The organism is Pseudodonghicola xiamenensis DSM 18339 (genome assembly GCF_000429365.1).
GTDB classification, from domain to species: domain Bacteria; phylum Pseudomonadota; class Alphaproteobacteria; order Rhodobacterales; family Rhodobacteraceae; genus Pseudodonghicola; species Pseudodonghicola xiamenensis.
On record NZ_AUBS01000003.1, the window covers coordinates 1 to 11,962 of the forward strand.

Below are 11,962 nucleotides of genomic sequence, written 5' to 3' on the forward strand. Positions count from 1 at the left end.
GGCAGGATCACCGCAAAGGGTTCGTTGGCGATCAGCCGCCGCGCGCACCACACCGCATGGCCCAGCCCCAGCGGCTTGTTCTGGCGGATATAGGCGATCGCGCCGGACTCCATATCCGTCGACCGCAGCAGCTCCAGGAGCTCGGTCTTGCCCTTGCGCTTCAGCTCCTGCTCCAGCACCGGCGAGTGATCGAAATAATCCTCCAGCGCCGATTTGCCCCGCGACATCACGAAGATGAATTCCTTGATCCCCGCCGCCCGCGCCTCGTCGATCGCATATTGCACCAGCGGGCGGTCCACCAGCGTCATGATCTCCTTCGGCACCGATTTCGTCGCCGGCAGAAACCGTGTTCCCATCCCTGCGACCGGAAAAATCGCCTTCGTTACTTTCCTACGCATAATTCCCTCGACCTGAGTGGAGACAATTCAATCTCCGCTCCAAGCGATAGCACGGACGATCTGCCGGAAAACATGGCCATTGCGCGAAAAATTTCCCACTCACGGCATTTCAGCACCACAAGAGAGAGCCGCCGCATCAGGCTCCATCAGCCCCCGGACGCCGGCAATCCGTGCAATCTCGACCCGGATCCGCGGTGCGAACCGCCACGGCCGGAACAACGGCTGCCCCCTGTCACTGCGCCCGAAAAGCCCGCCCGCCTGCTCCCAGATTCCTTCGGAAGTGAACCGTACACGATGATAGAGTGCGGTCGGCGACAGGCGGATCAGCGTTGCCACATTGCCCGCCGCCACCGCCGCCCGGGCATCGGCGCGCAACCGTCGCCGGTTCCAGCTGCGTCCGGCGAACACCAGGCTTCGAGCGTCAGCGCGGATCGGGTAGGGTCGAAATGCCTCTGGCGACACGACCAGGGGCGACAGCGGGGCGGCCCCCCGTGTCAGCCCCTCGGCATGGCCGGCCTCGAGCCCGGCAAGCAGCCGCCTGACATCGCGCGGCTCCAGACGCCCGGCCACCATATGATCCAGCGCGCGCTGTCGTTCGGCCTGGCGAATATCGGCCCAGACCGCCGCGCGCCGGCCCTCGGGGCAATGATGCTGCAGAAACACCGCCCAGCTCGCCCCGATCTCGGTCAGATCGCGCGGCACCCGATCGTGGCGTCGCCGGGCGCTGGCGGCAAAGCCATGGTGCACCTCGGCACGCGGCACGATCGCCGTAACGGCCCCCTCTTCCGCCAGCCGCAAGTTCAGATCGGTCTCGTCCAGAAAGAAACGATAGCGCGGATCGAAACCGCCGAGCCGCGCCAGCACCTCGCGACGGATCGCCATATTGGTGCCTTCCGTCTTGATCCCGTGGCCGGGCCGCGCAGTGAGCACGGTGATCCGATCAGGATCGACATCGAGCGGCGTTTCATGCCCCGCCCAATCCACCGATGCGGCCTTCGACTGAAAGGTAATCCCGTTGCGCCCGCGCACGAAACCGCCCGCCGCCACCACCTGCGGATCGGCGAAAGCCATGGCCAGATGCGCCAGCCACAGCGGTTCGGGCACGGCATCGTCATCAATGAAAGCGACGATCTCGCCCGCCGCCACGGCAACTCCGAGGTTGCGCGCCGACGAGATATTGGGCTGATCGAAAACCACCTGCTTGACCCGCTCTGCCAGCGGCAGGGCACGCAGCATGGCCATACCATCGGGGTCGGCCACCACAACCGTCTCGAAGGCGGGATAGCGCAGCTGCGCCACCCCAAGCAGGCAGCGGCGCAGCGCTTGCGGACGATGCCGGCTGACGATCACGACCGAGATCGTCAGCGGCGCGCTCATTCCACGCCCATCTCGCGCATCATGGTTTCCAGACGCGGAACATCCTCAGGGTTGTTCAGCTCCCAGAACTGGCGGCCGCGCGCCTCGACCTCGACGCAGAGGATACGGTGATCGTGTTCGAGAAAGCGGAGCTGTTCCAGCCCTTCGAGGCCCTCCAGCGGGCCCGCGTCCCAACGCGGATAGGCGCCCAGTGCCGAGGGGCGATAAGCATAGACGCCGACATGGTGGAACACCGGAGTCGGCGCGTCGTCCGCGTAGCGCTGCGCGGTATAGGGGATTACCTCTTTCGAAAAATAGAGCGCATGATTCTCCCGGGTAAAGACGGCAGTGGTTCCGCCCACCCTCCCGGCCTTGCGATCGTCGAGAAAACCGTTCAGCGCCCGACCGTCACAGCGCAGCACCGGGGTGGCGACCTCGGCCATAGGATCGGCGCGAAGACCCGCGACCAGATCCTCGACGAACCAGGCCGGCGTCAGGGGCGCGTCGCCCTGCAGGTTGACCACGATGTCATAGCCACCGCCCAGGTTATCCAGCACCTCGGCACAGCGCTCGGTGCCATTGGCGCAGGAGGTCGAGGTCATCACCACCTCGGCGCCAAAGCTTTCCGCCGCCTCGCGGATACGATCGTCATCCGTGGCGACGACCACCCGGTCGACCCCACGAACGGCGCTGGCCGCTTCCCAACTGCGCTGGATCAGGCTTTTGCCCTGACCCGAGGCGCCCTTAAGTTCCACCAACGGCTTGCCCGGATAGCGGGTAGAGGCGAAGCGCGCCGGAATCGCGACCAGGACGGACATCACGCTTCCTTCAGCTCAACGCCAGGGGCGTAGGCGATAAAGAAAGGGTTGGCATAGCCATCCTTGCCATAGGTCAGCGGCGTGTGATCGTCGAAACGCACCACCTTGCCGCCGGCGCCCAGCAGCACGGCGTGACCGGCGGCCGTGTCCCACTCCATGGTACGGCCAACCCGCGGATAAAGATCGGCCTCGCCGGTGGCGACCAGGCAGAATTTTAGCGAAGAGCCTGCGCTCTTGCTGTCCTTAACCTTGTATTTGTTGATGTAATCGTCGGTCGCCTGATCGCGGTGCGATTTCGACGCAACCACCATCAGCGCGTCATTGTCGCTATCGGCCACGTGGATCGGAGTGATATCGCCCATCACGCCGGGATCGAAGGCGCCGGTCTCCTCCACCGAAGATCCATCGGCCAGAGTGAAGAACATACGGTTGCGCGCCGGCGCATAGACCACGCCCCGGGTCGGAACGCCGGCCTCGACCAGCGCGATGTTGACGGTGAAATCGCCGCGGCGGTTGACGAATTCCTTGGTCCCGTCCAGCGGATCGACGATCAGGAAGGTGTCGCCCTTCTGCTTGTGCGATCCGGCCTGTTCCTCGGTCACCAGCATGACATCAGGGAAGGCCGCGCGGAGCCCTGCGGAGATCAGTTCGTCCGCCGCCTCGTCTGCTTCGGTCACCGGACTGTCATCCGATTTTACCTTCACGGCGAAGTCGTCGGCGTTATAGATCTCCATGATCTTCACCCCCGCCTCGATGGCGAGCTTGCGGATCACGGGAATTAAGGCATCATATTCCACAAAAAAGCTCCAATTTTGCGCTTGGTTCACAATACATCTGCGGTCACTTATGCTGCGGGCCGGCCGGATCGGCAAGGTTTCCGTGGTCCCGCGGACAGTGCAACAGGACAGGGTGGCAATGTTTCAATACCGGTCGAACAGTTCGAAGTTCTCCAGCGCCCTGACGATTCTGGAGCTGATCTTCCATTCTGTTGTCCGCCATGTTCGATCGGCACACAGCAACGCCTTCATCGCCATTGGCAAGAACATGCTGCAAGTGGTGGTTTTCGTCCTGGCATTCTATCTGATGTTCTCCGTTCTCGGACTGCGCCGGTCTGCCGTGCGGGGCGACTTCCTGCTGTACATGATGTCGGGGATTTTCCTCTTCATGTGCCACACCAAGGCGGTGGGCGCCGTCGTCAAGTCCGAGGGGCCCAACCACCCGATGATGCAGCACGCGCCGATGAATACGGTGATCTCGATTTCCGCTGCCGCGGTCGGATCGCTCTATATCCAGGTGCTGACGATGTTCGTGCTGTTGTTCGGCTATCACGTCGCCATCAAGCCGATCACCATCGAGGACCCCGCCGGCGCCTTTGCAATGCTGATGCTGGCCTGGTTCAGCGGCTGCGCGGTCGGGCTGGTGCTGCTGGCGCTCAGGCCCTGGTTCCCGACGGCCGTCGGCCTGATCTCAACCATCTACCAGCGGGCCAATATGATCGCCTCGGGCAAGATGTTCCTGGCCAACAACTTGCCCGGCTACATGCTGCCGATCTTTTCCTGGAACCCGCTGTTTCACACCATCGACCAGGCGCGCGGCTATGTTTTCATCAACTACAATCCGATGAATACCAATTGGCACTATACGCTCTGGGTCGGGATCGTGCTGACGATGATCGGGCTGATGGGCGAATTCTACACCCGCCGCCATGCCTCGCTGAGCTGGAGCGCGCGGCGCTGAGGCTGCGCCGCTACTCCACCACTCTGAGCGTCAGGTTCAACCGCCCCCCGCGCGGCAGCAGGCGCGAGGATTTGAAGCGGATCCGGTCCACTCCGTGATAGGCCAGCCGCGCCGCCCCCCCCATCACCACCACGTCCCCGGAACTGAGCCAGATCGATTCCGTCTTGCCGCCTCGTGTCGGATTGCCCATGCGAAACAACCCGTCGTCGCCGAGCGACACCGAAACCACCGGCCAGGAAAAATCGGCTTCGTCCTTGTCCTGATGCAGGCCCATCCGGGCGCCTTCGCCATAATAGTTGATCAGGCAACTGTCGGGCCGACGGTCCAGCCCGGTCACCTGATCCCAAAGCCGCAGGATCGGTTCCGGTATCTCCGGCCAGCCCATTCCCTTGGGGTGCTGCGCCTCATAGCGATACCCAGCCTTGTCCGATAGCCATCCCAGCCGTCCGGCCGAAGTCATCCGGACCGACATCGCCTTGCCCGACGGGGTCGTTGGATGAAACGGCGGCACGGCCTTCAGAACCGGGCGCAAGGCCTCGATCAACTCGGCCTGCCCGGCGGCGTCCAGCCAAGATTTCAACACCACGAAATCGCGGATCACCAGCCGCGCCATCGCCCAAAACTCCTACATCCCCAGAGCCTTGCAAAAAAACGCACGCGCCATCACGGATTCGTGAAATCCAGGGGGCATGGATGGTTGCAGGCCCATTTCCCGCTTCCTATATACGGCTGGACGCGCAATGGCACGCCCGGCATCAAGCCGCCGGAAGCAGGCCAGAGTGCACCGGAATCGGGGTCAGGATGCCGAAACGGGTTCGGACCTCGGGTAATCGCCTTGAATGCAATAAGGGATCGAAACACATGAGCAAAGTTATCGGGATCGACCTTGGCACCACCAACAGCTGTGTCGCCATCATGGACGGCTCGCAGCCCAAGGTCATTGAAAACTCCGAAGGGGCGCGTACCACCCCGTCGATCGTCGCCTTCACCGATGAAGAGCGTCTGGTCGGTCAGGCCGCGAAACGTCAGGCCGTGACCAACCCCAACAACACCGTTTTCGGCGTCAAGCGCCTGATCGGTCGTCGGTTTGACGACGCGGCGGTTGCCAGCGACAAGAACCACCTCCCCTACACGATTGTCGATGGCGGCAATGGTGACGCATGGGTCGAAGCGCATAGCGAGAAATATTCACCGTCGCAAATCTCTGCCTTCATCCTAGGCAAGATGAAGGAAACCGCCGAAAGCTATCTCGGCGAGGAAGTGACGCAGGCCGTCATCACCGTGCCCGCCTATTTCAACGATGCCCAGCGTCAGGCCACCAAGGACGCCGGCAAGATCGCCGGTCTGGAAGTGCTGCGGATCATCAACGAACCGACGGCTGCCGCGCTGGCCTACGGGCTCGACAAGGAAGAAAGCCACACCATCGCGGTCTATGACCTCGGCGGCGGTACTTTCGACGTCACCATCCTGGAAATCGACGACGGCCTGTTCGAAGTGAAATCCACCAACGGGGACACTTTCCTCGGCGGGGAAGACTTCGACATGCGGATCGTCAGCTATCTGGCCGACCAGTTCAAGAAAGAGCATGGCGTCGACCTGACCAAGGACAAGATGGCGTTGCAGCGTCTGAAGGAAGCTGCCGAAAAGGCCAAGATCGAGCTGTCTTCCAGCCAGCAAACCGAAATCAACCAGCCGTTCATTTCGATGGACGCCAAGACCGGCACCCCGTTGCACATGGTCATGAAACTGACCCGTGCCAAACTGGAATCTCTGGTCAGCGACCTGATCAAACGGTCGATGGACCCCTGCAAAGCGGCCCTGAAAGACGCCGGCATCTCGGCCTCCGACGTGGACGAGGTGGTGCTGGTCGGTGGTATGACCCGGATGCCGAAGGTCGTCGAAGAGGTGACCAAGTTCTTCGGGAAAGAACCGCACAAAGGTGTGAACCCGGATGAAGTGGTTGCCATGGGCGCCGCAATCCAGGCCGGCGTGCTGCAAGGTGACGTCAAGGATGTGGTCCTGCTCGACGTGACCCCGCTGTCGCTGGGGATCGAAACCCTGGGTGGCGTGTTCACCCGGCTGATCGACCGTAACACCACGATCCCGACCAAGAAGTCTCAGGTCTTCTCGACCGCCGAGGACAATCAGTCGGCCGTGACCATCCGGGTGTTCCAGGGCGAACGCGAAATGGCAGCGGACAACAAGCTGCTGGGTCAGTTCAACCTTGAAAACATCCCGCCGGCCCCGCGCGGCATGCCGCAGATCGAAGTGACCTTCGACATCGACGCCAACGGTATCGTGTCGGTCGGCGCCAAGGACAAGGGCACCGGCAAGGAACAGCAGATCACCATCCAGGCCTCGGGCGGTCTGTCCGACGATGACATCGAAAAGATGGTCAAGGATGCCGAGGACAACGCCGAAGCCGACAAGGCGCGCCGCGAGCTGATCGAGGCCAAGAACCAGGCCGAAAGCCTGATCCATTCGACCGAGAAGTCGATCGAGGACCATGGCGACAAGGTCGATCCTTCGACCGTCGAGGCAATCGAACTGGCCCTGGCCGCGCTGAAGGACGATCTGGAAAAAGACAACGTCACCGCCGACAAGATCAAGTCGGGGATCCAGAACGTGACCGAAGTGGCAATGCGTCTGGGCGAGGCCATCTACAAGGCCAGCCAAGAGGAAGCCAGCGACGAGCCTGCCGCCGCCGATGCCGGCCCCGGTGAAGACGATATCGTCGACGCCGAGTTCGAAGACCTCGGCGAGGACAAGAAACGGTCCTAAGGCGTAACACCGGACGAAGACGGGCCGGTCCGGGACCCGGGCCGGCCCGCTTACGTTCCGGGGAGAGGATAATGACCGATGTCAAAACGTGACTATTACGACGTTCTCGGGGTCTCAAAAGGCGCATCGGCTGACGAGCTGAAAAAGGCGTATCGCAAAAAGGCCAAAGAGCTTCACCCCGACCGCAACAAGGATAACCCGGACGCCGAATCCCTGTTCAAGGAAGTGAACGAGGCTTACGACGTTCTCAAAGACCCGGAGAAAAAGGCCGCTTACGACCGCTTCGGCCACGCTGCTTTCGAAGGTGGCATGGGCGGCGGACCGCGCCCCGGTGCCGGCGGCTTTGGTGGCGGCGGTGACTTTTCTTCCGCTTTTTCCGACGTCTTCGACGATCTCTTCGGGGATTTCATGGGCGGTCAGCGGGGCCGGCAGCGTGCCACCCGCGGATCGGACCTGCGTTATAACCTGCGGGTGACCCTGGAAGAGGCCTATTCGGGCATTCAGAAGACGATCAACGTGCCCACCTCGGTCTCCTGCTCGGCCTGCGACGGGACCGGTGCCGAAGGTGGCTCGGAACCCACTACCTGTCCCACCTGTTCGGGCATGGGCAAGGTGCGGGCGCAACAGGGGTTCTTTACCGTGGAACGCACCTGTCCTACCTGTAGCGGGACCGGGCAGATCATCCAGAACCCCTGCAAAGTCTGCGGTGGTGCCGGGCGGACCGAAAAGGATCGCGCGCTCAGCGTCAATATTCCCGCCGGCGTTGAAACCGGCACCCGGATCCGGCTTGCCGGTGAGGGCGAGGCAGGAATGCGCGGTGGGCCGTCTGGCGATCTGTACATCTTCGTCGAAGTGGCGCCGCACAAGCTGTTCGAACGCGATGGCGTGAACCTCTATTGCCATGTCCCCGTCAGCATGACGACCGCAGCGCTTGGCGGCGCCATCGAGGTGCCAACGATCGACGGCGGCCGCGGTCGGGTGCAGATCCCGGCGGGCAGCCAGTCGGGCCGGCAAATGCGCTTGCGCAGCAAGGGCATGCCGGCGCTGCGCGGCGGCGGCAAGGGCGATATGTACATCGAATTGAAGGTGGAAACCCCGGTCAACCTGACCAGCAAGCAGAAGGAGCTGCTGAAGGAATTCGATGCGCTTTCCGAGGATAACAACCCCGAAAGCAAGAGCTTCTTTTCCTCGGTCAAATCCTTCTGGGACAGCATGAAAGGGTAAGCAAGCCTCTTGGAAACGCTCCGGTGGAGCGTTTCGCTTGCGAACGGGCAAAGCCCCGGAACACCCCCAGACCTGCCACAACACCCGCCATCGCTGGCGGGTGTTTTTCTTTTCCAAAGACCTCCACCCAGAATCGGTAGAAGAAGAGCAGACAGACCTCCCCACCGAATTATTAACCATACGTTTACCTTGCGCGCGCATCCTCTCGGACCATGAGCCCGCCCGATGCCTTTCAAGACGCCCGCACGTCGCTGTTCGCGCCGGATGAAGCACCGGAAGTCGCCCTGCCATCATCATCGGGGCGGCTGCCGTCCTATATCCGCGATCACCGTCAACGGCTGCGCGACCGCTTCCTGCAGGGCGGTGCCGCAGCAATGCCGGATTACGAACTGCTGGAGCTTCTGCTGTTCCGCTCGATCCCCCGGCGCGACGTGAAGCCGCTGGCGCGCCCCCTTCTCGATCATTTCGGCGACATCAACCGGGTGCTTGCGGCACCGCCGGCACGGCTGGAAACGGTCGAGGGTATCGGGCCTGCCACCATCGCCGATCTGAAGATCGTCGAGGCCGTGGCCCACCGCATGGCCCGCGCCCGGGTGATGCAGCGGCATGTGATCTCAAGCTGGGACGCGGTTCTGGACTATTGCCACACCACGATGTCGCATCGTGAGACCGAGCAATTCCGTATCCTCTATCTCGACATCAAGAACACGCTGATCGCCGACGAGGAACAAGCGCACGGGACCGTCGACCATGTGCCGGTCTACCCGCGCGAGGTCGCCAAGCGCGCGTTGGAACTGAACGCCTCAGCGCTGATCTTGGTGCACAACCACCCCTCGGGCGACCCCAGCCCATCGCAATCCGACATCCGCATGACCGAGAAGATTCACGATGCCTGCGCAACCCTGGGCATCACCTTGCACGACCATCTGATCGTCGGGAAATCCACCGAGCTCAGCTTTCGCGCCGAGGGGTATCTGTGACCCTCAGCGCAGCCAGACCTCGACCCGGCGGTTGACCTGTCGGCCCCAATCACTGTCATCGCAGGCCATCGGCAAAGCTTCTCCAAAGGCTTCCACCCCGATCTCGACACGATCGAGATCCACTGTCTTGGCAGCGACCAGAACCGCATCGCGCACGGCTTCGGCCCGTTTCAACGCGATCGCCCGGTTGCCTTCGGCCGGTCCGTCACCGTCGCTGAATCCGACGAACAGCAATCTCTGCGCATCGAACGCGCCGATTTCAAGCGCCCGGGCAAGCTGGTCGATATTGGCGCGCGACTGAGCGTCAGGCCGGGTCGAACCGGTTTCAAAGCGGAACGAGGTGGAAAGCCGCGTCAGCGGTCGCAGGGTGGTGATCATCCGCTGCAGCTCTTCCAGCGGGACCTCAGCCCCGGCCGACGCAATCGCATTGGCCAGCCGGTCGCCCTGGGCATCGACGGTAATCCGCTCTGGCGCCTGATCGACGAATCCGGCGCGACGGATCACGATCTGCGCTGCCGGGCTCTGCACGTAAAGCAGGAATTCCCGCGCCACCTTGGGCAACCGCCGCGCCGGCATATAAAGGAACATCGGCGCGACCAGCGGGTAATCCTCGGTCTTGATACTGCGCCGGTTGGCCGCCAGCGAAAAGCCGCAGGCTCCGGTCAGTGGCAGCACCCGTGCCATCCCGGTTTCGGCGAAACTGGCAATACCGATGGCAAAGGGATCCGCCACCACCGCGCGGGCCAGATCGCCACTGCGCGCGTGCCGCGCCACGCCTTCGGTCAATGTCAGCCCCGCCGGACGCAGCAGCCGGTCTTCCATCGCCTGCAATAGGCCGGACCCGGCCTCGGGCAGATGCAGCGCGATTGGCGCATCCGGACCGCCCAGATCGGCCCAGCTCAGAATCTCGCCGGCAAAAATACGCGCCAGATCGCTTGTGGAAATCTGCCTGAGCGGATTGCCCGGCGCCACCACCGGCACCATCGCGTCAAGCGCCAGCACCTTGGACCGGTTGCGGTCGGTCATGTCCCCCATGCCCGCCTCGAAGGCCCGCTGGCGTTCATCAGGCCGGATTTCACGCAGCGCCAGCACCAGATCGGCCTCATTGGCCAGAAGATCGGCAAAGCCCTCGTCAGTATTGCTGACCCGAAAATTGAACACCGCCATCCGCGCACCATTGTCGCCGCGTGACAGCTTGTAATCGAAATCCCGCGGCCCCCTCGTTTCACGGGTGGCCCGCCAGCCATTGCGCAAAGCGAAACCTTCGATCAGGGCCGGCAACAGCACATCGGCCATGGTGGAAGACCCCGACAGCGCCAGTTCAGCGACATAATCCGTCAGATTGGGGCAGCCCGGCCCAAGGCAGGATACACCAGAACCATCGACTGTCAGCTCCCCATATTTGGTATCCAGCCGGTAAAACTCGCCATCGAATCCCAAAAGCGTGCCCGAGACTTCGACCGCCCCATCAGGCGATGTCAGGGTAACATCCTGTGCCAGCAGGGGGCGGGCGGCGACAAAAAGAATGAGTGCGGCGAAAGCCGCCGCACGATGCCAAAACATATCAAGCCTTAATTCAATCGCGGATCATTTCGCCGCGATCTTCAGGTCATCCAACAGATTATTCAACACAAGAAAATCTCCGATCGCGTCGCAGTCGGGCACCGAAAGCTCAAGCTCGCGGGTTTTGACCCGATCCTCGGCCTGACGCTCAAGCAACTGGGCGGAAATGTCACGGCCACAATTTTGCGCGGTAATCTCGGCCTCGACAGTCAGGGCGATGGAACCAGCACGATCCGACTGGCCGGCAGGAAAGGAATAGACCTCGGCCGTCAGCGGGGCGAGCGCCATCGGCGCCCCTAGGCGAACCACGGCTCCATGAAGGGCGGGCTCCTGCTTCAACTCCGCCGCAGAAAGCCCCGACCAGATATGGCCCGGCTGCCCATAGGTGGCGCCGAATTCGCGGGCATGCAATTGAAACCCCTCGGCGCCGGCCCATTGCAGCGCGATACGGTCGAAATCGTTGATATCGGGCACCTGCGTCAGCGCGACCGCGCCATCCCCATTGTCGAAGGCTGCGATGAATACCGCCTTCTCGGCAAGGGCCGGGATCACCAGCTCAAGCCGGCCATCGTCGTCGGTCAGTTCGGCGAAGAACATGCCGTGATGATGAATCACCACCCGAGAAGCTGCCATGCAGGGCGCATGGACCACAAGCTCGACCAGCGCACCGGGACGGGCCATTGCCTCCGCCGTCACCTCACAACCCGATGCCGGGGCATCGGACCCCGCCACATCGGCCGCGGTAGCCGGGGCTTCGGGCGGCGGGGCCGATGTCAGGGCGATCTTGCCGATCTCAAGTGGTTCTGCCGCCCGGGCAGGCGCTTTCAACGGCTGCGGAACAACAGGGTCCGCAGGCGCGACGGGCGCGGCACCCCTCTGCACCGACGGCAGGCCTGTATCGGATGCGGATGCCTCGGCCATCCGGTTCGCCGGAAGCGACGCGGCGGGCAGCGGGACGAACCGCTGCATCGCATAGCCGATCCCCAGGGCACAGACCAACGTACCGCCGGCCAGCGCAATCAGACGAAGCTTGGACATGAACGCATCCTCCACCACAAAACGGGTTGAGGAATATCTGCCCCCGAAAGGCGGCCATGATATGGCC

11 protein-coding genes are annotated in these 11,962 nt (G+C 62.8%); 4 read left to right on the forward strand and 7 right to left on the reverse strand.

Features of this window, described 5'->3' with window-relative positions:
* The 4 genes from G455_RS0105075 to cysQ all read right to left on the reverse strand — a co-directional run.
* Nucleotides 1-398, reverse strand: a 398-nt coding sequence (locus G455_RS0105075; RefSeq protein ID WP_028092694.1) for a UTP--glucose-1-phosphate uridylyltransferase, incomplete at its 3' end; no start/stop codon positions are given.
* A gap of 99 nt (nucleotides 399-497) precedes the next feature.
* Nucleotides 498-1,775 (reverse strand): glycosyltransferase family 2 protein, encoded by a 1,278-nt coding sequence (locus G455_RS0105080; RefSeq protein WP_028092695.1) that lies wholly within the window; start codon nucleotides 1,773-1,775, stop codon nucleotides 498-500.
* Entirely contained in the window at nucleotides 1,772-2,572 is an 801-nt protein-coding gene (locus G455_RS0105085; RefSeq protein WP_028092696.1) for a 3-deoxy-manno-octulosonate cytidylyltransferase, read from the reverse strand. Before G455_RS0105085 ends, G455_RS0105080 begins: the two co-directional genes overlap by 4 nt.
* Nucleotides 2,572-3,369, reverse strand: coding sequence for a 3'(2'),5'-bisphosphate nucleotidase CysQ (gene cysQ / locus G455_RS0105090; RefSeq protein ID WP_028092697.1), 798 nt, complete (start codon nucleotides 3,367-3,369; stop codon nucleotides 2,572-2,574). Before cysQ ends, G455_RS0105085 begins: the two co-directional genes overlap by 1 nt.
* A gap of 118 nt (nucleotides 3,370-3,487) precedes the next feature.
* Between cysQ and G455_RS0105095 the strand changes: the two genes are divergently transcribed.
* A complete protein-coding gene (locus tag G455_RS0105095) occupies nucleotides 3,488-4,309 on the forward strand; it encodes an ABC transporter permease (RefSeq protein ID WP_028092698.1) in 822 nt (273 codons plus the stop codon).
* A gap of 10 nt (nucleotides 4,310-4,319) precedes the next feature.
* Here the strand turns inward: G455_RS0105095 and G455_RS0105100 are convergent, their stop codons facing one another.
* Nucleotides 4,320-4,922: an alpha-ketoglutarate-dependent dioxygenase AlkB family protein gene (locus G455_RS0105100; protein ID WP_028092699.1), complete on the reverse strand. Its 603-nt coding sequence runs from the start codon at nucleotides 4,920-4,922 to the stop codon at nucleotides 4,320-4,322.
* A 248-nt stretch (nucleotides 4,923-5,170) separates the two neighbouring features.
* Between G455_RS0105100 and dnaK the strand changes: the two genes are divergently transcribed.
* The 3 genes from dnaK (at nucleotide 5,171) to radC (ending at nucleotide 9,294) form a co-directional block, all read left to right on the forward strand.
* On the forward strand, nucleotides 5,171-7,090 hold the full coding sequence (dnaK, locus tag G455_RS0105105; RefSeq protein ID WP_028092700.1) for a molecular chaperone DnaK: 1,920 nt from the start codon (nucleotides 5,171-5,173) through the stop codon (nucleotides 7,088-7,090).
* Between the two features lie 78 nt (nucleotides 7,091-7,168).
* Nucleotides 7,169-8,314: a molecular chaperone DnaJ gene (gene dnaJ / locus G455_RS0105110; protein WP_028092701.1), complete on the forward strand. Its 1,146-nt coding sequence runs from the start codon at nucleotides 7,169-7,171 to the stop codon at nucleotides 8,312-8,314.
* 212 nt (nucleotides 8,315-8,526) lie between these two features.
* Nucleotides 8,527-9,294 (forward strand): RadC family protein, encoded by a 768-nt coding sequence (radC, locus tag G455_RS0105115; protein ID WP_028092702.1) that lies wholly within the window; start codon nucleotides 8,527-8,529, stop codon nucleotides 9,292-9,294.
* Nucleotides 9,295-9,297: 3 nt separating this feature from the next.
* Here the strand turns inward: radC and G455_RS0105120 are convergent, their stop codons facing one another.
* On the reverse strand, nucleotides 9,298-10,857 hold the full coding sequence (locus G455_RS0105120) for a substrate-binding domain-containing protein (protein ID WP_028092703.1): 1,560 nt from the start codon (nucleotides 10,855-10,857) through the stop codon (nucleotides 9,298-9,300).
* A 24-nt stretch (nucleotides 10,858-10,881) separates the two neighbouring features.
* Complete coding sequence (locus G455_RS0105125) at nucleotides 10,882-11,895, reverse strand: hypothetical protein (protein WP_028092704.1); 1,014 nt, start codon at nucleotides 11,893-11,895, stop codon at nucleotides 10,882-10,884.
* Nucleotides 11,896-11,962 lie beyond the last annotated feature (67 nt).

What these genes read in the sequence shown, in the direction of transcription:
- G455_RS0105120 (WP_028092703.1), bottom strand. Translation starts at nt 10,857, where the DNA reads ATGTTTTGGCATCGTGCGGCGGCTTTCGCCGCACTCATTCTTTTTGTC.
- G455_RS0105095 (WP_028092698.1), top strand. Translation starts at nt 3,488, where the DNA reads ATGTTTCAATACCGGTCGAACAGTTCGAAGTTCTCCAGCGCCCTGACG.
- G455_RS0105080 (WP_028092695.1), bottom strand. Translation starts at nt 1,775, where the DNA reads ATGAGCGCGCCGCTGACGATCTCGGTCGTGATCGTCAGCCGGCATCGT.
- G455_RS0105085 (WP_028092696.1), bottom strand. Translation starts at nt 2,572, where the DNA reads ATGTCCGTCCTGGTCGCGATTCCGGCGCGCTTCGCCTCTACCCGCTAT.
- radC (WP_028092702.1), top strand. Translation starts at nt 8,527, where the DNA reads ATGAGCCCGCCCGATGCCTTTCAAGACGCCCGCACGTCGCTGTTCGCG.
- G455_RS0105125 (WP_028092704.1), bottom strand. Translation starts at nt 11,895, where the DNA reads ATGTCCAAGCTTCGTCTGATTGCGCTGGCCGGCGGTACGTTGGTCTGT.
- G455_RS0105100 (WP_028092699.1), bottom strand. Translation starts at nt 4,922, where the DNA reads ATGGCGCGGCTGGTGATCCGCGATTTCGTGGTGTTGAAATCTTGGCTG.
- dnaJ (WP_028092701.1), top strand. Translation starts at nt 7,169, where the DNA reads ATGTCAAAACGTGACTATTACGACGTTCTCGGGGTCTCAAAAGGCGCA.
- dnaK (WP_028092700.1), top strand. Translation starts at nt 5,171, where the DNA reads ATGAGCAAAGTTATCGGGATCGACCTTGGCACCACCAACAGCTGTGTC.